18 protein-coding genes are annotated in these 25,616 nt (G+C 46.5%); 11 read left to right on the top strand and 7 right to left on the bottom strand.

All coding sequences use genetic code 11. The annotated features are described in order from the left end of the window. Window positions 1-152: 152 nt before the first annotated feature. From groL to ACLWMH_RS01290, 3 genes are all read right to left on the bottom strand, one after another. The gene (gene groL / locus ACLWMH_RS01300; RefSeq protein ID WP_411914956.1) at window positions 153-1,802 is read right to left on the bottom strand and encodes a chaperonin GroEL; all 1,650 of its coding nucleotides are present in this window, start codon (window positions 1,800-1,802) and stop codon (window positions 153-155) included. A 45-nt stretch (window positions 1,803-1,847) separates the two neighbouring features. Further along, a complete protein-coding gene (locus tag ACLWMH_RS01295; RefSeq protein ID WP_411914955.1) occupies window positions 1,848-2,120 on the bottom strand; it encodes a co-chaperone GroES in 273 nt (90 codons plus the stop codon). A 376-nt stretch (window positions 2,121-2,496) separates the two neighbouring features. Next, window positions 2,497-3,228, bottom strand: coding sequence for a glycosyltransferase family 2 protein (locus ACLWMH_RS01290; protein ID WP_411914954.1), 732 nt, complete (start codon window positions 3,226-3,228; stop codon window positions 2,497-2,499). 236 nt (window positions 3,229-3,464) lie between these two features. Here ACLWMH_RS01290 and ACLWMH_RS01285 point away from each other — a divergent pair, with 236 nt between their 5' ends. The 3 genes from ACLWMH_RS01285 to ACLWMH_RS01275 are packed head-to-tail and all read left to right on the top strand — an operon-like array spanning window position 3,465 to window position 9,181. Beyond that, window positions 3,465-5,948, top strand: a complete 2,484-nt coding sequence (locus ACLWMH_RS01285; protein ID WP_411914953.1) for a bifunctional UDP-N-acetylmuramoyl-tripeptide:D-alanyl-D-alanine ligase/alanine racemase — start codon at window positions 3,465-3,467, stop codon at window positions 5,946-5,948. A 4-nt stretch (window positions 5,949-5,952) separates the two neighbouring features. Beyond that, the gene (gene dnaG, locus ACLWMH_RS01280) at window positions 5,953-7,929 is read left to right on the top strand and encodes a DNA primase (RefSeq protein ID WP_411914952.1); all 1,977 of its coding nucleotides are present in this window, start codon (window positions 5,953-5,955) and stop codon (window positions 7,927-7,929) included. A 19-nt stretch (window positions 7,930-7,948) separates the two neighbouring features. Further along, window positions 7,949-9,181, top strand: coding sequence for a class I SAM-dependent rRNA methyltransferase (locus tag ACLWMH_RS01275; protein WP_411914951.1), 1,233 nt, complete (start codon window positions 7,949-7,951; stop codon window positions 9,179-9,181). Window positions 9,182-9,196: 15 nt separating this feature from the next. Here ACLWMH_RS01275 and ACLWMH_RS01270 read toward each other — a convergent pair whose 3' ends face one another. After that, entirely contained in the window at window positions 9,197-10,657 is a 1,461-nt protein-coding gene (locus ACLWMH_RS01270; protein ID WP_411914950.1) for a YhjD/YihY/BrkB family envelope integrity protein, read from the bottom strand. Between the two features lie 333 nt (window positions 10,658-10,990). Here ACLWMH_RS01270 and ACLWMH_RS01265 point away from each other — a divergent pair, with 333 nt between their 5' ends. From ACLWMH_RS01265 to ACLWMH_RS01250, 4 genes are all read left to right on the top strand, one after another. After that, on the top strand, window positions 10,991-12,532 hold the full coding sequence (locus tag ACLWMH_RS01265; protein WP_411914949.1) for a hypothetical protein: 1,542 nt from the start codon (window positions 10,991-10,993) through the stop codon (window positions 12,530-12,532). A 73-nt stretch (window positions 12,533-12,605) separates the two neighbouring features. Beyond that, window positions 12,606-14,270, top strand: a complete 1,665-nt coding sequence (locus tag ACLWMH_RS01260) for a hypothetical protein (protein ID WP_411914948.1) — start codon at window positions 12,606-12,608, stop codon at window positions 14,268-14,270. 4 nt (window positions 14,271-14,274) lie between these two features. Further along, window positions 14,275-14,754 carry a cytidine deaminase gene (locus tag ACLWMH_RS01255; RefSeq protein ID WP_411914947.1) on the top strand — a complete coding sequence of 160 codons (480 nt, stop codon included), beginning with the start codon at window positions 14,275-14,277 and terminating at the stop codon, window positions 14,752-14,754. Between the two features lie 112 nt (window positions 14,755-14,866). Further along, complete coding sequence (locus tag ACLWMH_RS01250; protein ID WP_411914946.1) at window positions 14,867-15,904, top strand: endonuclease/exonuclease/phosphatase family protein; 1,038 nt, start codon at window positions 14,867-14,869, stop codon at window positions 15,902-15,904. A 66-nt stretch (window positions 15,905-15,970) separates the two neighbouring features. On the opposite strand, the gene ACLWMH_RS01245 is transcribed toward ACLWMH_RS01250, so the two are convergent. The 3 genes from ACLWMH_RS01245 to ACLWMH_RS01235 all read right to left on the bottom strand — a co-directional run bounded on the left by ACLWMH_RS01245 (window position 15,971) and on the right by ACLWMH_RS01235 (window position 19,263). Beyond that, window positions 15,971-16,759 (bottom strand): nitrilase-related carbon-nitrogen hydrolase, encoded by a 789-nt coding sequence (locus ACLWMH_RS01245; RefSeq protein ID WP_411914945.1) that lies wholly within the window; start codon window positions 16,757-16,759, stop codon window positions 15,971-15,973. A gap of 135 nt (window positions 16,760-16,894) precedes the next feature. Further along, a complete protein-coding gene (locus ACLWMH_RS01240) occupies window positions 16,895-17,185 on the bottom strand; it encodes a hypothetical protein (protein WP_411914944.1) in 291 nt (96 codons plus the stop codon). Between the two features lie 11 nt (window positions 17,186-17,196). Then, window positions 17,197-19,263, bottom strand: a complete 2,067-nt coding sequence (locus tag ACLWMH_RS01235; protein ID WP_411914943.1) for a DUF349 domain-containing protein — start codon at window positions 19,261-19,263, stop codon at window positions 17,197-17,199. A gap of 568 nt (window positions 19,264-19,831) precedes the next feature. Between ACLWMH_RS01235 and ACLWMH_RS01230 the strand changes: the two genes are divergently transcribed. The 4 genes from ACLWMH_RS01230 to gdhA all read left to right on the top strand — a co-directional run bounded on the left by ACLWMH_RS01230 (window position 19,832) and on the right by gdhA (window position 25,523). Further along, window positions 19,832-20,779, top strand: coding sequence for a mechanosensitive ion channel family protein (locus ACLWMH_RS01230; RefSeq protein ID WP_411914942.1), 948 nt, complete (start codon window positions 19,832-19,834; stop codon window positions 20,777-20,779). 34 nt (window positions 20,780-20,813) lie between these two features. After that, a complete protein-coding gene (gene pheT, locus ACLWMH_RS01225; protein WP_411914941.1) occupies window positions 20,814-23,288 on the top strand; it encodes a phenylalanine--tRNA ligase subunit beta in 2,475 nt (824 codons plus the stop codon). A 69-nt stretch (window positions 23,289-23,357) separates the two neighbouring features. Then, window positions 23,358-24,089, top strand: a complete 732-nt coding sequence (locus tag ACLWMH_RS01220; protein ID WP_411914940.1) for a YebC/PmpR family DNA-binding transcriptional regulator — start codon at window positions 23,358-23,360, stop codon at window positions 24,087-24,089. A 96-nt stretch (window positions 24,090-24,185) separates the two neighbouring features. Then, a complete protein-coding gene (gene gdhA, locus ACLWMH_RS01215; RefSeq protein ID WP_411914939.1) occupies window positions 24,186-25,523 on the top strand; it encodes an NADP-specific glutamate dehydrogenase in 1,338 nt (445 codons plus the stop codon). Window positions 25,524-25,616 lie beyond the last annotated feature (93 nt).

Here is a 25,616-nt window from a genome sequence, read left to right as displayed (position 1 = left end):
GCAGTTTACGAAGGTAGCTTTGAGTATTCAAGGCTACCTTTTTTATTAGGTAGAACGGTATTCTTTCGTTACCTATAAAATGACAGAGTCTCTCAGGCTGCATTGCCTAAGAGACTCTGTACGTATCAATTAATCTGTTATGAGTGCGGCTTTTACATCATGCCACCCATACCTCCGCCCATAGCGGCTGCGGCTGCAGCTGCTGAAGCGGCATCTGCCTTATCGTCCTTCTTATCCGCTACCACACACATAGTTGTGAGGAACATACCGGCGATAGAAGCAGCATTCTCTAATGCCACACGTGATACCTTAGCAGGATCGATCACACCGGACTCACTCAAATGCTCAAACTTATCGGTACGCGCATTGTATCCGTAATCACCATCCGACTCTCTTACCTTCTGTACCACTACGGCACCTTCCTTGCCTGCATTAGCTACGATCTGGCGAAGCGGCTCCTCAATAGCACGCTTAACGATTTCGATACCGGTTGTTTCGTCGTCCGTATCTCCCTTTAGTCCTTCCAAAGCCTTTGCAGCACGGATGTAAGCAATACCACCACCGGGCACGGTACCCTCTTCAATAGCCGCACGCGTTGCACTCAGTGCATCGTCTACACGGTCTTTCTTTTCCTTCATCTCTACCTCGCTGGCAGCTCCTACATAGAGGACGGCTACACCGCCTGCCAACTTAGCAAGACGCTCTTGCAGTTTCTCACGATCGTAATCACTCGTTGTATTTTCGATTTGACCCTTGATCTGAGCTACACGACTTGCGATGTCTTCCTTATTACCAAGACCATTTACAATAGTTGTATTATCCTTGTCTACAGTAACCTTTTCGGCACGTCCCAGCATATCGATGGTAGCCATTTCCAAGGTAAGCCCTGTTTCCTCGCTGATCACGGTTGCACCGGTTAATACAGCTATATCGCGCAGCATTTCCTTACGGCGATCGCCAAAGCCCGGAGCCTTTACAGCGCACACCTTCAGACCACCGCGCAAGCGGTTTACTACTAATGTAGCCAAAGCCTCGCTATCTATATCTTCTGCAATAATGAGAAGAGGACGACCTGTCTGCAGACTCTTTTCAAGTAAGGGCAGGAAATCTTTAATCACAGAGATCTTCTTATCATAAAGCAGGATATAGGGATTTTCCATCTCGCACTGCATCTTCTCTGTATCGGTCACGAAGTAGGGAGAGATATAACCGCGGTCAAACTGCATCCCTTCAACCACCTGAACTTCGGTTGAGGTACCCTTAGCCTCTTCAACTGTGATCACACCTTCCTTATTCACCTTGCCCATAGCCTCTGCAATGAGAGAACCGATTTCTTCGTCCCCATTGGCAGATATCTTAGCCACGTGCTCTATGCGCTTCAAATCGTTACCTACAGCCTGACTCTGAGAAGCAATATCTTTTACTATTACAGAAACAGCCTTATCAATACCACGCTTCAGCTCCATCGGATTGGCACCGGCCGTTACATTCTTCAACCCTACATTGATAATACTCTGTGCCAGCACGGTTGCTGTAGTCGTACCATCACCTGCATCCTCATTTGTCTTGGAGGCAACCTCCTTTACGAGCTGTGCACCCATATTCTCAAAGGGGCACTCCAACTCTATATTCTTTGCTACCGTAACACCATCTTTCGTGATCTGCGGTGCGCCATAAGTTTTACTTAATATTACGTTGCGTCCCTTAGGGCCGAGAGTTACTTTTACTGCATTAGCCAACTGATCAACCCCATGCTTGAGAAGATCGCGTGCTTCAATATCGAATTTTATTTCTTTTGCCATAGCTTTATTTCGTTCTTGTCAATCTAATTTTCAGCTTATAATAGTTTATCCTAAAACGGCTAAAACATCACTCTGACGCATAATCATCAGGTGCTCTCCGTCGATCTCAACCTCTGTACCGGCATATTTACCATAAAGGACTGTATCGCCTTCCTTCAGCTCCATAGCCTCATCTTTAGTGCCCTTACCGGCTGCAATTACTTTACCCTTCAGGGGCTTTTCTTTTGCACTATCAGGGATAATAATACCCCCGGCACTCTTCTCTTCTGCCTTGTCCGGCCTAATCAGTACACGGTCTGCTAATGGTTTAATTGTCATAATGTTTATCTCTATATTTTATATGTCCTATATTTCTTACTCAAGGCTTCGATCGCCTGCTTATTTTTCATCACTGCTACCGGCGATACGTACCGACTATTTACATGCAATATATGTGCCAAGTAGTATCATTAGGCGATTCTATGCTACAAAATGCCTATTAGGGACAGAATGACAGTAACCCAATATGTTTTAGGGCTGACTGCCCCCACCTCTCCTTTTTGGATGTTTGCTTTTTAAAATGCCGACACCCTATTTGCAGAGCGTTTCAAAATATATAGATGTTTCAAATGAAAGGTTCTGATGTTTCGTTTGAAAGATTCTGATGTTTTGAGCGAAAGATACAGATCTTTTTGGGTCCCCTTAAAATTCTTTTTTATCGTACCGGCGTGAAGAGGAAGCGGATGTGTGCGCCTATTGTGCGCATTGTACCATAATGGCGACGCATGATTGCGAAGCGCTCGCGCAGACTGCGAAGCTTATAGCGTGTACTTGCTCCACCGGTTTGAAAGTTGCTCAACACCTCCGGAATGAAAAGGTTTTCCTTGCTTCGCGCAATCATACGAATGGCCCAGTCATAGTCAGAGGACAGACGGTAGCAAAGGTTGTAGGGCAGCACTATGCTGCGTGCTACCAGCATGGATTGATGGCAGATGAGCATACCATCCAGGAAACTATTGGCGTTAAGTTGCTTGGGAGGACGGAGGCGACGGAGATGAAGATCGTGTCCCGCTTCATCCACGATCATGGTATCGCCGTATACAAATTCCGGTTGTATGGCCTGTGCCTCAATTGCCTTCACCACACGACAAACTGTATCGTCACAACGAAGCGTGTCGCCGGCATTCAAGAACCAGATAAAGTCACCGGTGGCACGGCAGATTCCTTTGTTCATAGCATCGTAGATTCCTTTATCCGGCTCTGAAATAAATTGAGCTTGGGGGACCATTTGCGCCACTATTTCCCGAGTATTATCTTGCGAAGCTCCATCTATGATGAGATACTCGATGTGGGGATAATGCTGATTGGCGACACTCTGAAGCGTCGGAGCAATCACCTGCGCAGCATTGTAGCAGACAGTGATGATAGATATCTTAATAGGAGCCATATGTCTCGCCTTTCTAATCTACTCATATTAACGAGACTTCAGTGTGTTATATTGTTTAAGCAACTTCTTATTCGTATATTGGTAACCCAATGGAGGCTTCGCAGTAAGAGACTTACTACATACTTAGTAGAGCCGGGATGCCGATTGTAATATCCCCAGTAAGTATTATGCAAAGGTCTCAAGAAAGCAGTAATTTTGTCCTGTTGGAGATACAAATACAAAGAGACCAAAGCAAAATGAATTATCGCATAGAGGAAATAGCCGCATGTGTGCATCCGGTAGAAGTGTCGCTTCACCAAGCGCAGCAACAGATAGAGCATGTGCTGACCGATAGTCGTTCGCTTACCGATGCCACGACCACCATATTTTTTGCCCTTCGAACCATGACAGGCGATGGACATCGCTACATCAATGTACTCCATGAGCATGATGTGCGTAGCTTTGTAGTGGCAAGGGATGCCGTACTGGACGATAGTGTGCTGGCTGATAGTAATGTGCTCTATGTGCGGGATCCTCTGGAGGCCTTGCAGCGTTTGTCCGGTGCGTGGAGGCGCAACTTCACTATGCCGGTAGTGGGCATAACGGGGAGCAATGGCAAGACGACCGTCAAGGAATTTCTCTATCAGTTGCTTTCGTATGAAAAAAAAGTTGTGCGCTCTCCGCGTAGCTTCAATTCGCAACTGGGGGTGCCTTTGTCCCTCTTTAAAATAGATGCGACCGATGAGGTAGCTATCATAGAAGCAGGTATTTCGCAGCCCGGAGAAATGGAGCGTTTGCAGCGAATCATTCGCCCCACATATGGGATTATCACCAACATAGGGCAAGCACATCAGGAGAATTTTATCGATACCGTAGAGAAGTTGGATGAGAAGCTTCGACTCTTTAAGGATAGCGAGCGAATTGTGTACCGTGCTGATGATGCAGAAATAGAGGAGGGACTTCGACGTAACGGACTCTTTGAGCGTGCTGTGGGGTGGAGTACCAAAAATCCCGAAGCACCGCTTTTCGTGAAAGAGATGGAGCGAGAGACCGCGCTTACCCACATTGAGTGCATCTTAGATGGTAAAGCGTATAAGCTGCAACTACCCTTTACCGATAAAGCCTCCTTGGAGAATGCCATGCATGCCTTTCTGTTGCTGTGGGTACTATCACCCGACTTACCAAAGTGTGCAGCACCACACTTAGCAGAGCTGGAGCCTGTGGAGATGCGCCTTGAGGTGAAAGAGGGCGGTGAAGATAATCTAATTATCAACGACGCCTACAACAATGATATCAATTCACTTGCTATCGCATTAGACTTTATGCAGCGACGCGCCTTACATGCCGGCAAGCGTCGTGTATTAATCCTCTCCGATATACTGCAAAGTGCCTTCCTCACACGTAACCTATACCGTATGGTGGCCGATATGGTCAAGCGCTACGAATGTGACATGATTATAGGTATCGGGCGGGAGCTCTGTGCCTATCAAGAAAGTTTCAAAGAGATCGAGGGGTACTTCTATACGGATACAGAAAGCTTCCTTCGCTCCTCCCTGCCGGGAAAGTTAGCTAATAGTGTAATATTGGTAAAAGGGGCGCGAAATTATCGGTTTGAGACTATTGTGGAGCGGTTGGCTCAAAAGATTAACGAAACGGTAATGGAGATAAACCTGGAGGCAATGGCAGAGAATGTAAAAAGCATTCGCCGACATATCCCGCAAGGGGTAAAGGTGATGGCGATGGTCAAAGCCAATGCCTATGGTACCGGTGCCTACGAAACTGCTAAAATGCTGGAAGAGCACCACATTGATGCTCTGGCAGTGGCAGTGGCAGACGAGGGCAAAGAGCTTCGAAAGAAGGGGATCCTCACGCCTATTGTAGTGATGGATCCGGAGGTAAATGCTTTTTCCACACTGATTGACTATAATCTTGATCCGGTGGTCTTCTCAATGAGTCAGTTTGAGGAATTGTATTACAAAATTGACAAGCAGGGCTTCGACCATTTTCCCATTCACCTGGAGATTGATAGCGGTATGCACCGTTTGGGCTTTTCTCCCCAAGAGGCTTTTGCCGTAGCAGAGCGGATAAGCCGTCAGAGTGTGCTTTCGGTACGAAGTATTTTCTCTCACTTGGCTGCTGCCGATGAGCCGCAGAACGATGAGTATACGATGAGTCAGATCAAGGTTTTTTCTGAGGCATACGACAAGATGGTAGCTGTCTTAGGGTATAAGCCCATCAAGCACATCCTCAATACAGCAGGCATTATGCGTTTCCCCCAATATGCGTTTGATATGGTACGCTTAGGGATAGGTCTCTACGGCGTGTCGCCTACACCGGAAGAGAAACTTACCCCCGTGGTAACTCTCCGTACTACGCTGCTACAGATATCCGATATGCCACCGGGCAGCACTGTGGGATATGGAAGGCATGGCTTATTGCCAAAGGGAGGCAAAATAGGGATTATTCCCATTGGTTATGCGGATGGCTACGATAGACGTTTCGGCTGTGGAGTCGGGAAAGTGGCCATACGAGGCAAGCTCTACCCCACCATCGGCAATATATGTATGGATACGTGTATGATAGACCTCACCGGAAGCGATGCACAGCCGGGGGACAGGGTTACGCTCTTTGGAGGTGAAGCACCGGATTTGCAAGAATTAGCCGATTCAATCGGCACTATTCCCTACGAGATATTGTCGCACATGGCTATGCGCATTCAGCGTATCTACTACAGAGGATAACGCAATGATAGACGACATAACAAAACAGAAAATCCTTGATGCTGCCAATATTGTTGAGGTAGTGGGCGACTATGTAACGTTACATAAGCGCGGGGTTAATTATGTGGGGTTATGTCCGTTTCACAATGATAGGCGACCCTCCTTCTATGTCTCTCCATCAAAAAATATATGCAAATGCTTTGCTTGTGGAGAAGGGGGCACACCTGTTTCCTTCGTAATGAAGTTGGAAAAGCTCTCTTTTGCTGATGCCCTAAAGCGGTTGGCGCAAAAATATCATATCCCCGTAGTTGAAAAAGAGTTGACCGATGAGGAGCGAGAGAAGCAAAACGAAGCTGAAAGTATGTATCTGACGCAGAAGTTTGCCCAAGAATTCTTTCGAAACGAACTATTAGAGGGGGATGAGGGAGCTGCAGTAGCATTACCCTACTTACGAAGCAGAGGCATTACACGAGCGTTAGTCGACAAATTTGGTATTGGGTATGCCCCACGACAATACACCGCATTGCATGATCGAGCTGCAGCAGAGGGATACAATGTAAAGTATCTGTACGAAACCGGCTTAGCCACACCGCCTAACGAAACCTATTCCACTGCCAGAGATCGCTTTAGGGAGCGAATTATGTTTCCCATTTATAGTGTCAGTGGCCGTATTGTAGGCTTTGGGGGTCGCATTCTTTCACGCAATACCAAGAGTGCTAAGTATATCAACTCTCCGGAAAGCCCCATCTATTCGAAGAGCAACGAGCTATACGGACTTTACCAAGCAAAAAAAACGATTAGCCAGAAGGATAAGTGCTTTATCGTTGAAGGGTATATGGATGTGATCGCCCTGCACAAAGCCGGAATAGAGAATGTAGTGGCCACAAGTGGCACCGCCCTTACGCTACAGCAAATACGTCTGATTAGGCGCTTTACTCGTCATGTAACACTCTTTTTCGATGGTGATGCGGCAGGAATAAAGGCAGCAATACGCGGTATTGACTTGATGCTTGAAGCAGGGGTACACATCAAAGTATTGGTACTGCCTCCTGAACACGATCCGGATTCCTTCGTACAGACGCACAGCAATAGTGAGATTGAGGCTTATATAGAGGAGCATGAGACCGATTTTATAACCTTCAAAACGAAACTATACAGCGAAGAAATTGCCAAAAGCCCCGTAGAGCGAGCAGCGCTGACAAACGACCTCCTCCGCTCAATAGCACGGATCCCCGATCCCGTTGAACGAAGTTTCTCTGCCCAAACTGTAGCACAGGAATTACGTACCGACGAAGCACTCCTCCTACGACAAATAAGAAACTTTCGCTACGAACAGCTGCGAACGGGGCCCCAGCCAACTACGCCTCCCCTATCCCAAGCATTACCCACAACATCTCAGCCGAAGCAGGTGCAGAAGCGAACTCCGATCACGGTGAATGAGCGTGCTCTGCTTCGTGAATTTATTAGGCAGGGCGACTTTCTTTTTCATTTTGCCAACGAAGACGGAAGTGAAGAATGCTATACCTTAGCGCACTTTGTAAAGGCAGCCCTGGAAGCGGATGAGGTGGATGACTGCTCCCCTATCTTTACTCGCTGCTTAGATGAATGCATACACCTATTGGATGAAAATTCCTCGGCTAAGCCGGCTACCTATTTTGCCAACCATCAAGATGAAGAAATAGCTAAGCTGGCTGTAGACCTACTAAGCAATAAATACCACCTAAGCCGTTATTCACGTGATTCAATGGGGGTAGATGATGAAAATGAACTCTCTGACCCTGAGACCCTCCTCGATACCGTTGTGCGCTTGATCAATGGGATTAAAGCAGAGTTTGTAAGCCGCCGTTTAGATAAGTATGGAGCTGAACTGGCAGCTCTCGGCAATGCCTCTGATGAAGAGAGTAGCAAGCGATTAGCCGAGATCTTGCTCTCTATGCAAAAGCTAAACGAATTGAAGAAAGCGCTTGCACAAAGTCTTGGGCAGCGTACAATAATCCCCTAATAGCAAAATAACTTAACTCATGTTGAAAAATATAGACGAAAGCAAGAATAGCATGATACGTGCTACCATTGTACTAAAGCCCTCTCGTGAAACATCCCTTAAAAGACGTCATCTTTGGGTCTTTAGCGGAGCAGTAGCACAGGTAGAGGGAAAGCCGGAAGTGGGTGATTTGGTAAGGGTCGTAACCTGTCAGCATGAGGAGATCGCTTTGGGGTTATACGAGGGTGACTCTATATTCGTGCGCATCCTTACTTTTACACCGGACCTTTTTACCTCAGAAGAGGATCTTTTTAGAGAGCGACTCAATGCAGCTTACCGCTTGCGACTTGCTCTGGGATTGATACGTTCGGACAACAATGTCTATAGGTTGGTATATGGCGAAGGGGATGGCTTGCCGGGATTGATAATTGATGTGTATGGTTCTACAGCGGTCTTGCAGGCTCATACGGTAGGCATGTATCGTCGAAGAACACTCATAGCCCATATCTTGCAGGGTGATTTCCCTGAATTTGGAATAAAAGCCGTATTTGACAAATCCGTAATGACACTACCGGAGACAATGGATTTTGCAACGGTCAATAGCTATTTGGTAGGTGAAGCCATAGAGGAGCCACTTTTTGAAAACGGCTTACGTATAGCGGCAGACTGGCTGCATGGTCAAAAAACGGGATTCTTTATTGATCAGAGAGAGAATAGGGCTTTGGTCGCTCAGTATGCAAAAGATAAGCATGTACTTAATCTCTTTTCATACACGGGAGGGTTCTCACTATATGCGCTAAAAGGCGGAGCTGCAAAGGTGGTCTCTCTCGATAGTAGTAAGCGGGCTACTGAGGCGGCAGCACAGGCGGTGAACGACAATTTTGAGGAAGCTATTGCCGCACGTCACGATACTGTTACGGAAGACGCTTTCGAATACCTCAGTGGATTGACAAAAGGCACCTACGATCTTATGATTGTCGATCCGCCTGCCTTTGCAAAGCGTAGAGGAAATATAAGAAATGCACTGAGTGGTTACCGTAAACTCAATGCATTGGCTTTAGAGAAGGTCGCTTCTCAAGGCTTCGTATTTACTTTTAGTTGCTCCCAATTAGTTTCGCTACAAGACTTCCGTTTGGCTCTTCTTACCGCCTCTTTGGATGCACAGCGTCCAATACGAATACTGCGCCAATTAGGTCAAGCACCCTGCCACCCCATCAATATATATCATCCGGAGACAGAGTATCTAAAGGGCTTTCTCCTTTACGTGGAGTAATCGGACAGGCTACTCTTACTCAGCAGTGAGGGGAAGATCTTTGACCAATGTTTCGCCGGTTGCATTGAAAAGCCCCTCTCGCGATTCTTTGATCAGCCGCCACTCACCGGCAAAGCGAGTGGAGGAATCCACCTTAAAATTCTCCGTACCGCAGCGATCAATCTTTTCTAACAGCATGCCTACTGTAAGCTGAGTGGGTGCTATAGCAGGTAAATAGGAAGGGGTACGGTGATCCTTTTTTCTGTTTATCACCTCTGTAATTACCCCCACATCAAGTAACTCTCTAACAATACGTCGAGTGAGTACAATAGGCATATCGCAAGCTTTCGCCAGCGAAGGGGCATCGTATAGTTCCGATTGATTAGGATCTACAAAGCGCTTCATGATATGTCCCACTATAATAAGCGCAAGAAAATCATGATAGCGTCGTGAGATGCGGGCAGACTCTTTGTGATAGTAGAAGTTATCTACATTCTGTATGGCATAACATAGCTTGGCAGATAGTAGCGTAATCATCCAGGTAAGTTGCATCCACAGCAAAAGCAGGAGAAAGGCAGCCACACTTCCGTAAATGGCATTGTACTTAGTAATCCACAACACGCCATTAATGTAGAGCATCTGGAAGATTTGGAAAGCAATACCCGCAATAGTACTCGATATAAGAGCCGGTATAAAGTGTACCTTCGTATTGGGAAGTGCCATGAATAGTCCCGTGAAAACGAAGATAATCAGCACATAGGGAAGAATATTAAATAGCTGCTCTGCCACAGGACCGATGATGGCATATTCACTCAGAAAGGTATTATTGACCGTACTCATCATCAGCGTAAGACCGCTGGATATGGTGATCATAACCGGTAGAAGCAGTAGCATGCCCATATAACTGGCTACTCGGCTGCCTAATGGACGGTTATGGTCGATCTCCCATATCTCATTGAATGTATTTTCAATTGTCGTGAGAAGATTGAACACGGTGTAGAAGAGAAGTACTACCCCGATTCCCACAAAATAACCGCTCCTGACGTGTGTCAGATAGTTCTCTACATAGTCAAAGGCTTGGTTAAGCTCAGTGCGGTGGGTAGGCAGATATTCATACAAGAAACTAGATATATAGTCCTGTATGCCGAAGCCCTTTGCTATTCCTACCACTACAGCCAACAAAGGAATGATGGCGAGTACAGTGCTATAAGCCAACGAGGTTGCCTTTCGTCCAATTTGATCCCGTGTAAAGCCGTCAATCGTTAGATAAAGCACCTTCAGGGCATTAATGCCGAAGCCCTTAATTCCCTTTATCTCATTGCGCTCAACGTGCCATATTTCTCGATCAAAGAAGCGTCCCACTCGCTTGAATAAGAAGCCAATACGCTTGGTCGGCTTAGGCTTTTGCTCCTTTGTATGGTTATTTTGAGGAGCATTTTCATCCTTTTGCGCTTGAAAGGGATCCTCCGTTGTGATGTTTTTACTATTCTGCGACATATCCTCCGTAAAGCTACAAAGAAAAATACTTATTGCGGTGCTGTAATCCCTCTTTGTACTCTATTTTTGAGTTGCCTAATTGTCAGGGAAAGATACCTTTTTTCTATTGTTTGCTCGGAAAGTTACTCTTTATTCTTTCTTTATTACTATCTTTACGATGTAAGGCTTTAGATGCTTGTTTATTAAACGACCAACGAGAAGAGCACTCTAATTAGATAAATAAGAATGTTTGGCTCCCATTTAATAAAATAGATGATTGTCAAGCCGTCAAAAACACAAGATACGCAAATGCGTAATAAAAGATATAGCAAGATACACTAACATTATAGCAACATGAAACGAATAATCTTAACCGCACTAATCATTCCTCTCATCATGGGAATGACAAGCATCGGGAGCATGGCGCAGAACTATGACGACGATGTGTATTATACTCCCTCTCGTGCGAAGAAAGAGCGTGAAGCGGCACGCAAAGCAGAAGCCGAGCGGATGAAGAAAGATCGCCTTGAATGGGAGCGGCAGCGAGCCCAAGAGGAGGCTTATGCAGAAGATGAATATGCACAAGATGGCTACGATTTGAGCGAGGACGACATAGATGCCTATAATCACCGAGGCCAGAATGACAATGCACAAGTGAAGCGTGGAGTAGCCTATGGCAATAAGTCCGGGAAGAAAGCTTATAAGAATAAAGCGAAGAAGCGTCATTCCGGTCAATACTCTTCACGAATAGCCCGCTTCCATGACCCTGCTACCATACTGATGAATACACAGTCGGGCAACGTGGTCGTAATCGTTGATAATGACCGTTACGGGGATTATGATTATGGCTACAAGGAGGATTACTACGGGTATGACGGTAATGTATCGATCAATGTATATCCTTCTTATGGATGGGGCTATGGAAGTTCTTCCTATTTCCCTTGGTATGATCCTTGGTATGGTCCTTGGTATTACTCTGACCCCTGGGTACGGTACTACTATTATTCCTATTGGCCTTGGGGCAGATCTCGCTGGGGTTATTACGATCCTTGGTGGGGTCCCGGCTATGGCTTTGGGCCTGGCTATGCTTGGGGATATGGCTACGGGGGTGGTTATGGCTACGGATATCGTGATGGCTATTGGGATGGATACTGGGATGGGAGCTATGGGTACGACCCCTATTCGGGACGTTACTACAGTCGCAACTACTACGCCAATGGACGTAGAGGAGCCTCTTCCTATGCTTCTAATAACCGTGTAGAGCGTGGACGTGTAGTAGCCTCGAATGGTACTACTCAAAATCGTAACGGCAGAAGTAGTGTAGCATCAGATGAGCTTATACAGCGCGGACGTTATGACCGCGGTTCCTATTGGACTGATCCAAATAAGCGTATTACCGACAACGATCGTTTTGTTACGAACGAGCGAGGGCGAGGTTCATTCAATCAGGGTGAAGGGCGTACAATCATCACAGATCGCAATTCAAATAATCGGAGTCGTCAGTTTGAGCGAATTGACAACGATAGACGAAACTCTGTAGGCAATCAGCGTGAAAGGCGTGAATTGGGTAGAGATCAAAGAGGTCGTGGCAGCTATGACGGCATCTCCAGAGGCGGGGTATTCCGTACAGATCCCTCTACAACCTCCCCCACACGTAGAGAGCGGGTAAGTACTCCATCATACAGAAGTGGTAGAGGCTCTTATAAGTCCGTTGAGCCGAGTCAGCGTAGGTCTTCAACTATGAATACAAGACCTTCGTCTACATCAAGGGACAATACCTATTCTTCTCCATCAAGTAGAAGTGGTCGAGGTAGCTATTCGTCTCCCTCTTCCTCCTCTTCCTCGCCAAGTTCTTCCGGTTCCACCTCAAGCTCCGGAGGACATAGAGGACGCTAAATAATAGAGCCGCAGTAGTCTCTCCCCCTGTGGGAGAAACTTCTGTTGTACAGAATGAACGTCAACACACAATATGAATATTAGAAAAATGAAAATACGTAATTGCTATATAGTGCTCTCGTTGCTTTTCTTTTCCGCAACTCTTTCGGTAAGTGCACAGAGCGAAACAGATGCCTTTCGTTTGAGTCAGAAAGCATTGAGCGGGACGGCTCGTTATGAATCTCTTGCCGGTGCCTTTACGGCCTTAGGAGGGGATCTGTCTGCCATTGCCTACAACCCTGCAGCAACGGCTGTTTTTCGTAAGTCTGAATTCGTTTATACAATGAATACCGACTCACGTGATGTAAGAACGTCTTGGTATAATCAAACGAATGCAAAGAGAAAGACTGACTTTCACTCCGGACAATTGGGATATGTAGCAAGTTTCTTTGATAAAAAGAGGGACTATTCGTTCAACTTCGCTTTCAATATGAATCAAAGCTATGTGTATAATCGAAGCATAGGTATATCCTCCCGCCGCCCTACCGAATATTCCTTAGCCGACTTCACTGCCAAAGTTACACCGGACGGTTTTCCTCAGACAGACTTTTTTTCAAGGTCCAATTATGATCCCTATGTAGATGGAGCGGCCTCTTGGTTAGCTATCTTGGGTTACCAGAGTGGCTGGACATCTGCTCGGAAGGATGATATGGGTTCCTATTACACTTCGGCCTTTGAGTATTACGATGCTTCCGCAGGACGATATCTCCCCTACGGACCGGCAAACAGCCTACTCCGATTCTCCGAATCCGGTTATACACGCGATTACGACTTCTCATTTGGATTCAACTACCGCGATATACTTTACACAGGCTTCTCATTCAAGTATATGTATAATCGCATGAACTATCGAAGCGAATACAATGAGCAATTTCCCTTTGACGACTATCTAAACTTAAAGAATGAATTATCGACTCGAGGAGACGGCTTTGCATTCTCGCTTGGGCTTATTGCATTACCTGTAGATGGCTTGCGCTTAGGATTTGCATTGACCACACCCACTTTTTATCGTTTTACCGACACCTACCGAGCATGGGGCAACTCACGTTACTCCCAAGGCTTGGATAAGGATGGCCATTTGCTACCCGAAAAGGAATGGTATTATGCGGCAAGTACGCCGGCCGATGCCTACTATGTGTACAATCTGATGACTCCTACTCGTCTCTCTTTCGGGATAGCCTATACCTACAAGAACTTAGGGCTGATCAGTTTTGATTATGAGTTAGTTCCTTATGGTATGATGCGCATATCCGATGATATAGGACCTTTCACCTTAGATAATGATGCTATATCGAAGCACTACAAGGCCGCTCATACGATGCGTGTCGGCTTAGAGGTGAAACCCATATCTCGTTTGGCACTTCGTGTCGGAGGATTGTGGCAAACAGCTCCTTCTCGTGATGTGGAAGGAGAGAATTACACATTCCCCACGGCAGGACCCAAAGTACGTACCGCCGGCACAATACCTCACTACGAGTTCAAGAGCGGAGCAAATGCCTTCACCTGTGGGATAGGATACCACTTCACAAAGTGTTTTTATATGGACTTCGCTTATGTCTATAGTACGCAAAAGAGTAAAGTTTACCCCTTCCCGACTTATTGCGATAACAATGGGAATGCAATAATAAAAACTCCCGATCCTATCCGCATCAACACGCACAGTAATAAGGCTACTCTATCCTTTGGAATTAATTTCTAAACCCATGAAAGAACAACAACTCCACATAAACTATCGTCTTCTGCCTCGTGAAGAGTTTGACGATGCCTTAATCGAATTAGAAACTGCTGCAATAGAAGCCGCCCGCAATGCCTATGCACCTTATAGTCGCTTCTTCGTGGGAGCGTCACTTCGTTTGGAAGACGGCACCATCGTTACAGGCAGTAATCAGGAAAACGCCTCCTATCCGCAGGGTATTTGTGCAGAGCGAAACGCACTCTTTCATGCCGGAGCTACCTATCCCGACAAGGCGGTAAAAGAACTACTGATAGTAGCTTTTGCAGAGGGTAAGAAGCGCGTGAATAGGGCCTCTCCCTGTGGAGGATGCCGACAAGTAATACTTGAGACAAGCACGCGATATAAGACGCCCATTCGTATTATCTTACCGGGAGAAAGAGATGCGTTAATATTAGAAGATAATTCCTTCCTGCTTCCTTTTGGATTTGATGCTTCATTTCTTTCCTAAAAGGTAAGGGCAACCCATTTGATTGTTGGAGAGGGCTGTACTCGCTGTAGGTGCAGTCCTCTTTGCATAACCATTGTGCAATATATCGCAAAGATCCCTTTATCTTTGTGCTATGGCGGTGAGAAAGGCAGTTTGGGGAGTAGTGCTACTATTGCTCTTTGGGTGTGGAGGCATTTCCGCAAAGGGGCAAGAGGCTTTCCGTATAGTGACCTTTAATGTGGAAAACTTATGCGATACGATCCATGATGTCGGCTATAACGACTTTGAATACCTTCCTACAGCGGCCCGAGAGTGGACGTCGGGACGATACAATCGCAAACTACAAGCAATAGCAGAAGCCATTAGTAACGCAGGAGGTACTACTTGGCCCTGGTTGGTTGCCCTTTGTGAAGTAGAGAATGCCTGTGTGCTGGATGTGCTCCTTGCTACAACTCCCTTGGGTGCCGCCGGCTATCGCTATACGATCTCTTGCAGTGATGATCCGCGCGGTATGGATGTAGCGCTTCTTTATCTGGAGGATCGTTTCCGTATTGTCGGATCGGAAGAGTGGACTATTCCGTTTATCTCTGATACTACCAAGCGAAGTCGTAACATACTCCATGTAGAAGGACGCTTTTTCAATGATGCGCCTTTGGATTTGCTGATTGTACATCTTCCCTCTCGCCGAGGGGGAGCGTGGAGATCTCGCAAAGTGCGCAACGAGGCGATGACCTTCTTAGCTACTCAGTGTGACTCCTTGCTGGCTGTAGACCCCAACCGCTCTATTCTTATTCTGGGGGACTTTAATGCCACGCCCTATGACCGCTCCTCGATCCATCTCTTTCCGCCTTTGTGCAAAGATGCCCCTTTGTCCGACCAAGCGAATTTGTATGACATTACTACCCTTCTGAGTAAGGACAGTTACCCCGGCAGCTACTATTACGGAGGTATTACAGAGCAGTTGGACCGCTTCATCGTCTCAAGAAGTTTGTTAGACCGTACACTTGGAGGTGTAAAGGTAGTGGTAGGATCAGTAACTAATGTGCCGCACCTATCTATGCGTCGTCTGGCTGATGGACGCTCTATTCCGCTTCGCACCTATGGAGGGACACACTATTTAGGAGGTGTGAGCGATCATTTGGCAGTAAGTGCCCTCTTTTTTCTAAAGTAAAAGCGGACAGTACCCACCCGGCTGTCCGCTTATGCTTAACTCCCATAAATCAGAATAGGCTACACGTCAGTATATAAGTGTGAACAAATCGGCATCTTTCCATACAGGGAACTTATGACGCAGTTTCTCCATCGGTTCACGTTCAATGATTGCAGAGAAAAACTGTTCTTCTTCGGGTGTAGCCTCGCCAAGATGATTGCCGCGTGGATCTACTATGGCCGAGTCTCCGGTATAATGCAACCCATCGTCATCTGTGCCCACTCGATTAACCCCACATACGTAGCAGAGATTTTCCATAGCGCGTGCGTTTAGTAGCGTTTGCCACACACGCCGACGCGGTTGTGGCCAGTTGGCACAATTGATGATAAGATCGTATTCATTATTGCGATTGCGACACCACACCGGGAAGCGCAGATCATAACAAGCTGTCAGCAGAATCCGCCAGCCCTTGAAGAGGTAAATATGCCTTTCTAATGCCGGAGAAACATATTGGGCCTCTCCACCGGGAGAGAATAGATGACGCTTATCTTGGGTAAGTAGATCGCCCTCGGCAGTGGCTAAAAAGATGCGATTGTATATGGAGTCACCCTCACGCAAAAGCATAGAGGAGGCAATGGCCACTTTGTGGCTGATCGCTAATTCCCTGATCGTTTCTAAAGAGGTATAGGGAGGTAATTCGGCTAAACGTTCAAAATCGGCAAATCCCGAGGTGATTACTTCCGGAAAGACGATTAGGTCGCATCCTTCTGCTGCCGCCTGAGTGGTGTACTGCTGTACTTTGTGAAGGTTGGCTTCTGCATGGCCAATTGCTATATCCAATTGGGCAGCACCAATCTTTAAATGATCTGTTTGCATTGCGAAGGCGGAAATGTCTGTATAGGGAGAAGTTGATTATCCGTTAAGGCACCAAAGCGGCCAAGAAGCGCTCCTTTGGTGTAAAAGAAAAGCATCCATACCGGAGCGGAAGTCTCGGTATGGATGCATTCCCGATTAGTGCACTAATTTCTTTATCTCAGTTTCGATGAGTGCTACATCTTCATTAAATTCTCGGCGGAGCTTGGCAAAGAAAGAGGATGCTCTTTCTTTTTCTTTTACTGATTTAACCGCCTCACTCACCTTTTTTACTCCTTTAGCCTCCAAGGCAGCCACACGATTGATCAGCTCTTTCGCTTTTTCCCTTTCGGCATCGCTTAGCGCACTACGCTTAAGCGCATAGATATCGTCCGCCAGATTGTCGGCAATAATGCGCATATCTCGCTTTAGGTCTCGTTTATTCGCCATATACTAATAATTTACTCTTCAGTTACGTTTTCTTGCCCCTCCTCTGATTGGGTGGGTTTTTCTTTTTCATCTCGGAGCTCTTTGATTTTAGCACGGCACTCAGCAATGCTTTGCATAATGCTTTCTTGGCGTTGCTTAAGCACGTCAATGTTCTTTTCTACGCCCTGCATCATTTTGTTGCCCCACTCACTACTACTCGTGATGAGCCCTGCATTGCCGGAAGCGGTCATTATTTGTGTACGTATCCGATCTCTCTCCCGGATAAGTGCTTCCATACGCTGCTTGGCTTGCTTTACGTCGTTGATCTCCGCGATGGGTGTGTTGTTGTCTTCCCCCGAGCGGGCTTTATTGTCCGTGGTCTGATTGTGGTTACGGCCTTGATTAGTCCGTAGCACAATATTGAACTTGCGCAACGTGTCGTTTACTTTATCGTAGAAGGCTCTGTGTGCGGCATCCTTTTCCTTCATGGGCACATGTCCCACACTTCTGAATTCTTCTACTATCTTACCCAAACGCTCTTCAACCTCCTCGCGGGCAAGCCCCTCCTCATTGGCAAGTAGCTTTTCGGCATCCTTAGTCAACTGCTGTTTGCGCTTCAGATTTCCCACTTGCTCCTGATAAGCACGTCGGCGCTGCTTACGCCTTTCGTTGTAGGCAGAGAAGAACGTATCGCAAGCGGCACGCAAACGCTCCCAAAGCTCTTTGTTTTTACGTCCGTTTGTGATGTATCCGCCCTCTTTCCATTCCTGCTGAATAGCCTTGAGTCGGTCGGCTGTTTCATTCCAATTAGTGCTGTTAGCCAGTGACTCAGCCTCTTCGACTAAAGCAAGCTTCTGCTCGTAGATGTCGTTTTGCTCTTCGTGTAGCTCTTTGTAGAAAATTGTACGCTTTGAGAAGAATAGGTCACTGGCAGCACGCAGACGCATATAGAGGGGTTTTGCTTCAGCCTGAGGCACTGCTCCGATCTCCTTCCATTTGCGTTGTAGATCTATAATCTTGTCGCTGTACTCGCGCCACTCACGGTGGGTTTTGAGATCTCCATAAGGCACCTCCTCGATAGCTTCGCATATTTTACGCTTTTGCTCTAAATTCTGTTCCTGCTCCGCTTTACGTGAGAGGAATACATCATCGGCACGCTGGCGCACGATCTTGGAGTATTCGGAGAATGCTTTCCATATTTCGTCACGCTTCTCTTTTTCAACGGGACCGATCTCTTTCCAGAGGAAATGCAATTCGTTGATTTCGCGAAGTGCTGCCGGTGGGTCCTGGCTTTCGGTTAGTGCTTTAGCACGCTCAATTAGTTCCTCCTTGGAGGCAAGATTTTTCTTAAAGTCATAGGCACGAAACTCATCGTTCAACTGCCTTAGGTCGTAGAATTGCTCTACCAGTAGTGACCATTCGCGTTGTAAGTCGTTGTAGTCTGCTTCGGGCACTTTGCCGGTATTACGCCATTCTTGTTGTATTTCTCTGAAATTCTTTGTGATTACCCCGAAGTCCTCGCTACTCTCAATAAGAGCCTTTAAGCGGGCTGCCAACTGCTTCTTTACAGCCAGGTTAGCCACGGCCTCCTCGTGTTGCTTAGCCATTTGCTCCCTGAAGCGCTCTACAAAAGCTCGGTATAAGTCATTGAGACGACTTTCTTGTATTTGCAATGCTTCCGTTTCCTCTGTAGGTGCCTCTTCGTTCGAGGAAGAAGAGCGACGCAGTTTGCTGTTGAATATGCGACGCAGTGTATCGACAGAGCGCTTGGAGGGCAACGTAGGCTGCTCCAAAAGGGTAGCCAAGGCATCTACTATCTCACCGGTAGACATCGCCATTAACTCCTGATCGGAGTAGCGAACGATCTGCTCTTCTGTATTCTCCTCCGGAGCTTCGTCCGGATGCGCTTCAACTTTATCCTTATCGGAGATGCGCTCAGGGGTAGCCTCTTCTTGAGGTGCGGTAGGTTCGTTCGCCACGGGATCGGAATCTTGCTGTACTGGCACTTCCGGCTTTTCTTGAGGGGTCTGAGCTTCCACTTCGGGAGCCACTTCTGTCTGAGGCTGATTCTCTTTAGGGGTAGGATTCAATTCTTCCATAACGGCTATATACAAACACTGGGATAACGAAGCGTCGCTTGCCCAACTTCCTATTATATTATTTAAGCTAACTACTTGGGCAAATGCGCCTTCTCTCCTTTCACACAAAGATAACGAATTATATTTCTATTACCATACATCCGTCTTATTTGCCGATATACTTACTGAAATAGGCAGAAAGCAACTTTTGGATGAGCACATTGGGTTTTATTTACAAATCATTCTAAGGAGCACGTTGAAAGGGGCATAAGCAAAGCACGCTCATTAGAGAGATAGGTGGTGTAAAAAAAACAACAGTACCTTTTGATTAAAACATCAGAATCTTTCTCATGACATATCAGAACCTTTCAATTGAAATATCTATACCTTTCTTCGCTCCCGACAACACATTCTTGAAGGCAAGTTTACTAAGAGTATTTCTTTCATCCATAGGGATGTTAGACGAAAGAGCACAGCCACATAATGGCGCAGATTGATTACCTTTGCAAAATAAGAGCATTCTATTAGAGAAAGAGAGTTCATTGCTAATAAGCTACTCAATAGAATATTAGTTACATAATAAATAGGTATGGATCCACAAACCACTGATACGATTTTACAGCCGGGAAAATTGGCTCAGGAATTTGCCGACAAAGCAGCAAATGGAGAAGACCTGCGCAGTATCGATTACTCAGGGTACTTGACTACGTGGGTAGATAGACTGATAGACTTTGGCATCCGGGTTGTCATTGCTATTATACTGGCCTACATCGGAATCTTTTTGACCCGCAAACTGACCAAGCTATTTCGTCGAAGCTTGGCAAGGCGCCATGCGGATCCGGCAGTGATCAGCTTTCTCTCCTCGCTACTGAAAACAATCTGCATACTGATAGTCGTTATCATAGCAGTCAATGTATTAGGCTTCCAAGCCGTCTCTTTTGCAGCACTTCTGGCAGGTGCCGGTGTAGCCATCGGTGCAGCGCTCAGCGGGCAGTTGCAGAACCTTGCAGCCGGTATAGTGATACTTTTCACGCGCCCCTTCCATGTGGGCGATTGGATTATATCGAAGGAGGGGGAAGGCGAGGTAGACGAAATAGCCATCTTCTTTACTACCCTAAAAACGGTCGACAACTCCAAAGTCTATATACCCAATGCAGCACTCACCTCAGGCGCAATTACCAATTGCAGCGAGATGAAGTTGCGCCGTTGTCAGTGGATTCTTAGCGTAGAATATCAGACAGATGTCTCTTTTGTAAAGTCAACCTTAGAAGCACTCATTGCAGAAGAGAAACGTATGCTTAAAGAGCCGCAACCCACTATTGTACTTCGCGAGCTGGGAGAATCAAGCGTTAATGTAATGCTGCGTGCTTGGTGTGAAAATACTGACTATTGGTCGCTCTATTGGGACTTCAACAAACGCATCTATGATTGCTTCAACGAAAAGGGTATCCCATTCGCTTTCAAGACAATGAAGATAATCCCCGACACAGGAGAGCCCAACTTATTAGAAAACAATACCGGCAAAAAGAACGAATAAATCTCGTATTACAGTCCAATTGGAAGGAAATTAAATGGAGGTTACATACAATAGACTGAAAAGCTACTTACCTGAAGTGGGAGACTTAACCCCCGACGAACTGAGCGAAATTCTCACAGGGATCGGATTGGAGGTGGCTTCTGTGGAAAAAGTCGAACAAATAAAAGGTGGACTCAAAGGACTCGTAATAGGCGAGGTGCTCACTTGCGTGGCACATCCCAATAGCGACCACCTGCACCTTACTACCGTTAATATTGGAGAAGAGGAACCTTTGCCCATTGTGTGCGGAGCTCCCAATGTAGCAGCAGGACAAAAAGTTGTAGTCGCTACTATCGGCACCACACTCTATTACTATGGGGAAGCTTATACCATAAAGAAAGGCAAGCTCCGCGGAGAAGTGAGCATGGGCATGATCTGCAGTGAAAAAGAGATTGGAGTAGGAGAAGATACCAGCGGTATTATGGTACTCCCCAAGGAGGCAAAAGCCGGCACACCGGCAGCCGAGTGGTTTCAACTGCAAGAGGATTGGCTCATTGAGATCGATATTACGCCCAACCGAGTGGATGCAACTTCCTACTTTGGAGTGGCACGCGATGTGGCCGCTTACCTATCACACAAGAGAGGACAGGCGATCAGAGCAAAGAAACCTGAGTTACCCCCTCTGCCCCATAAGCAGCACGAGGGAGGGGTACAGGTATCGGTGAACCTACCCTCTTTGGAATGCCCTCGATATACCGGCATCACACTACGTAATCTAAAGAACGGGGCAAGCCCCAAATGGTTGCGTGATTGTTTGGAAGAAACCGGTCATAAGAGTATTAATACGATCGTGGACATCTCCAACTTCGTGCTCTTTGAATTAGGTCAGCCCATTCATATTTTCGATGCGGATAAGATTAAGGGAAGCCACCTTACCCTACAGCATCTTGCCGAAGGCTCAGCATTTACCACACTGGATGGTGTAGAGCGCAAAGCGGGCGGACAAGAGATCATGATATGCGATGCCGATAATCGTGTACTCTGCATGGCAGGTATATTAGGCGCTACGGCAGCGGAAGTAACAGATGATACCACACGGGTATTTATTGAATGCGCTAACTTCAACGCTACAGCCATACGTAAAGCCGCACGTCGGCACGGTATATCGACAGATGCCTCTTTCCGTTTTGAGAGAGGTTTGGATCCGGCTGCCTGTACAGAGGCGCTATTGCGTACTGTAGCACTTCTTGTGGAGCACTGTGGTGCAGAAGTGGAGGGCGAGCCTGTTGACATTGTTTCGGAAGTTCTTCCGGAGCGTCATTGCCAACTTCGCTTGGGACACATGAATGAATTTATAGGCATGGAGATAGCCCCTGAAGCCGTACGCACCATATTGGCAGCCTTGGATATAGAGATAGAGCAAGAGGAGGGCGACTGCCTCACACTTCGTTTGCCTCGCTATCGCTCAGATGTAGAGCGCGAGTGCGATGTGATAGAAGAAATCCTCCGCATCTACGGATACAATGAAGTACCGCTCAGTGGCTATCTAAAGGCGAATCTGAGCGTTCGCACCGAAGAAGATAGGCGACAAGCAGCCGAAAGACGTCTCTCCGATTACCTGGTAGGTGCCGGCTATCGCGAAATACTATCTAATTCGCTTACCAACGAGAAGTATTATACTGCGAAGCTATACCCACAAGAAAAGCTCATTCACCTACTCAACCCGTTGAGTAGGGAGCTGGCTGTACTGCGACAGACTCTTCTCTATGGAGGCTTGGAAGCTATCGAACGTAACTTCAAGAGTATGCAGACGCTCTGCGCATTCTATGAGTGGGGCAATGTCTATGCCTTGAATCCCGAAGGAGGACAAGAGTTGGATAAGCGTTTTGTTCAACGCTCCATGCTGGGTATATGGCTCAGCGGAGAAGTACATAAGGATAGTTGGCGGCATCCTGCTTCGCGTGCCTCCTTCTTTATGCTGAAGAGCGTAGTGGAACAAATACTGGCTCATTACAATATTCCTAAAGGCTCTACCGAAGAGCTGATCCCGGATGAGGAAGAGCTTTACCAAGACGTGATCATACTTAAGAGCAAACGAAGCAAACAAGTGCTTGCCACACTCGGCTCTATCCATCCAAAGACCTGTGCTGCCTTTGATATTGAGCAGCCTGTATTCTATGCCGAAATAGATACACAGCTCCTTTTCCGCGAGGCAGCTCAATACCCTGTCGAAGCAAAGGAGATCAATCGAATGCCAATAGTAACCCGCGATTTGGCCTTATTGTTAGATGAAGGAATAAGGTTTAAGGAAATTGTGGATATTGCTCGTAAAGCGGGAGGAAAATCACTGCGTGATGCCGTCCTTTTTGATGTGTATACAGGCAAGAACCTACCGGCAGGTAAGAAGAGCTATGCAGTACGCTTCCGCATCCAAGACGAAAAAGCTACCTTGACAGACAAGCAAATAGAGCGCATCATGTCAAATATTGAATCGGCTCTCACTAAGCAGCTGGGAGCTTCATTGAGATAGAGGCGTACACCCCTCAATAGGAAATAAACAAAACATATCTATAAAACAGACTGATTATAATACAACTCTATGGGAAGAGCGTTTGAATACAGAAAAGCAAGAAAGCTAAAACGCTGGGGCAACATGGCGCGTACCTTTACAAAGATTGGTAAAGAGATTACAATAGCAGCTAAGGCAGGAGGTACGGATCCTAATAGCAACCCGCGCCTGAGACTCCTTATCCAAACGGCAAAGAAAGAGAATATGCCCAAGGACAACGTGGAGCGTGCTATCAAACGTGCTGTAGAAAAGGGACAAGATGACTATAAGGAAATCAACTACGAAGGATACGGACCGCATGGCATCGCTATATTCGTTGAAACAGCTACAGACAATAATACGCGTACAGTAGCCAATATCCGCAGCTATTTCAATAAGAATGGCGGTAGCCTCGGCACATCCGGCAGCTTGGAATTCCTTTTTGACCACCGATGCCTCTTTAAGATTGCACAAAAAGAGGGTATAGACCTTGAAGAGCTGGAGCTAAACCTCATCGACTTCGGGGTAGAAGATATCGAAGAGGAAGAGGATGGTATCACCCTTTATGGAGATTTTGCCACTAATGCAGCTTTACAGAGCTACTTAGAGGAGCAGGGATATGAAATACTCTCTGCCGAGTTTGTTCGCATTCCTAAAGATTACCGTGATGTAACTCCTGAGGAAGCCGCTGACGTAAATAAGCTCATTGAAAAGATTGAGGAAGACGAAGACGTACAAAACGTCTTTACCAATATGCGAGAGCCTGAAGGAGAGGATGCTTAAGTAATTAGTATTCCGTCCTTTTTGTTAGTTAGAATTAGCTTTATATACATATAATACCTACCTTTGTAGGTGATAGAATAAATAATATTAGTCGCTATGAAGACGAGTGAAATTATGGCCTCTCTTGAGGCAAAGCACCCTGGAGAAAAAGAATTCCTCCAAGCTGTTAGAGAAGTGCTTCTTTCGATCGAAGATGTATACAATCAGCATCCTGAATTCGAAAAAGCAGGGATCATTGAGCGTATCGTAGAGCCCGATAGAATCTTTACATTCCGTGTGCCTTGGACTGATGATAATGGCAAGGTTCATGTCAATATCGGTTACCGCGTACAGTTCAACAATGCTATTGGCCCGTACAAAGGTGGTATCCGCTTCCACGCCTCTGTGAATCTGTCCATCCTTAAGTTCTTAGGATTTGAACAGACTTTCAAGAATGCTTTGACCACACTGCCTATGGGTGGTGGTAAGGGAGGTTCCGACTTCTCTCCCAAGGGTCGTTCTGAAGCTGAAATCATGCGTTTCTGCCAAAGCTTTATGACCGAACTCTGGCGTAACATTGGTCCTGACACAGATATACCTGCAGGCGATATAGGTGTAGGTGGTCGTGAAGTAGGCTATATGTTCGGTATGTACAAGAAGCTCGCTCGCGAGCACACAGGTACAATGACTGGTAAGGGATTTGAATTTGGCGGTTCTCGCCTCCGTCCTGAGTCAACCGGATTCGGTGCTGTGTACTTTGTTCAGAACATGTGCCACGAACTGGGTATCGACTACAAGGGCAAGACGCTTGCTATCTCCGGCTTCGGTAATGTAGCTTGGGGTGTTGCTCAGAAGGCTACCGAAATAGGTCTTAAGGTTGTTACCATCTCCGGTCCTGATGGGTATATATATGATCCCGATGGAATCAATACACCCGAAAAGTTTGATTGCATGCTTGAATTACGTAACAGCGGCAACGACGTAGTAGCTGACTATGTAAAGAAATTCCCGAACGCTAAGTTCTTCGCCGGTAAGAAGCCTTGGGAACAGAAAGTTGACTTCGCTATGCCCTGCGCAACACAAAACGAAATGGGTATCGAAGATGCTAAGATGCTCGTTAAGAATGGTGTAACGCTTGTAGCTGAAACCTCTAACATGGGCTGTACTGCTGAAGCCAGCGAATACTATGTAGCCGAAAAGGTTAACTTCGCTCCCGGTAAGGCAGTAAACGCCGGTGGGGTAAGCTGCTCAGGACTTGAAATGTCTCAGAACGCTATACACCTCTCTTGGTCTAACGAAGAAGTTGATGAGCGTCTGCACCAGATCATGAAGGACATCCACGAACAGTGCGTTACTTATGGTCGCGAAGGTAAGTACATCAACTATGTAAAGGGTGCTAATATCGCCGGCTTTATGAAGGTTGCTAAGGCAATGGTTGCTCAGGGCGTTTGCTAAGCATCTGAACTGAACAGCTATTGAGTTCCCATGATGAATGGGAGATAAGGTTCCGTCGGGCAGTTTTCTTGATTTCAAGGGGCTGCCCGACTA

This window comes from Porphyromonas miyakawae (genome assembly GCF_045865415.1).
GTDB lineage: Bacteria > Bacteroidota > Bacteroidia > Bacteroidales > Porphyromonadaceae > Porphyromonas > Porphyromonas miyakawae.
This window is presented reverse-complemented; position numbering and strand designations above follow the sequence as displayed.

Bases quoted from the DNA above. Each gene is read 5' to 3' on its own strand.
- groL (WP_411914956.1), bottom strand. From the start codon at position 1,802: ATGGCAAAAGAAATAAAATTCGATATTGAAGCACGCGATCTTCTCAAG.
- ACLWMH_RS01295 (WP_411914955.1), bottom strand. From the start codon at position 2,120: ATGACAATTAAACCATTAGCAGACCGTGTACTGATTAGGCCGGACAAG.
- ACLWMH_RS01290 (WP_411914954.1), bottom strand. From the start codon at position 3,228: ATGGCTCCTATTAAGATATCTATCATCACTGTCTGCTACAATGCTGCG.
- ACLWMH_RS01285 (WP_411914953.1), top strand. From the start codon at position 3,465: ATGAATTATCGCATAGAGGAAATAGCCGCATGTGTGCATCCGGTAGAA.
- dnaG (WP_411914952.1), top strand. From the start codon at position 5,953: ATGATAGACGACATAACAAAACAGAAAATCCTTGATGCTGCCAATATT.
- ACLWMH_RS01275 (WP_411914951.1), top strand. From the start codon at position 7,949: ATGTTGAAAAATATAGACGAAAGCAAGAATAGCATGATACGTGCTACC.
- ACLWMH_RS01270 (WP_411914950.1), bottom strand. From the start codon at position 10,657: ATGTCGCAGAATAGTAAAAACATCACAACGGAGGATCCCTTTCAAGCG.
- ACLWMH_RS01265 (WP_411914949.1), top strand. From the start codon at position 10,991: ATGAAACGAATAATCTTAACCGCACTAATCATTCCTCTCATCATGGGA.
- ACLWMH_RS01260 (WP_411914948.1), top strand. From the start codon at position 12,606: ATGAATATTAGAAAAATGAAAATACGTAATTGCTATATAGTGCTCTCG.
- ACLWMH_RS01255 (WP_411914947.1), top strand. From the start codon at position 14,275: ATGAAAGAACAACAACTCCACATAAACTATCGTCTTCTGCCTCGTGAA.
- ACLWMH_RS01250 (WP_411914946.1), top strand. From the start codon at position 14,867: ATGGCGGTGAGAAAGGCAGTTTGGGGAGTAGTGCTACTATTGCTCTTT.
- ACLWMH_RS01245 (WP_411914945.1), bottom strand. From the start codon at position 16,759: ATGCAAACAGATCATTTAAAGATTGGTGCTGCCCAATTGGATATAGCA.
- ACLWMH_RS01240 (WP_411914944.1), bottom strand. From the start codon at position 17,185: ATGGCGAATAAACGAGACCTAAAGCGAGATATGCGCATTATTGCCGAC.
- ACLWMH_RS01235 (WP_411914943.1), bottom strand. From the start codon at position 19,263: ATGGAAGAATTGAATCCTACCCCTAAAGAGAATCAGCCTCAGACAGAA.
- ACLWMH_RS01230 (WP_411914942.1), top strand. From the start codon at position 19,832: ATGGATCCACAAACCACTGATACGATTTTACAGCCGGGAAAATTGGCT.
- pheT (WP_411914941.1), top strand. From the start codon at position 20,814: ATGGAGGTTACATACAATAGACTGAAAAGCTACTTACCTGAAGTGGGA.
- ACLWMH_RS01220 (WP_411914940.1), top strand. From the start codon at position 23,358: ATGGGAAGAGCGTTTGAATACAGAAAAGCAAGAAAGCTAAAACGCTGG.
- gdhA (WP_411914939.1), top strand. From the start codon at position 24,186: ATGAAGACGAGTGAAATTATGGCCTCTCTTGAGGCAAAGCACCCTGGA.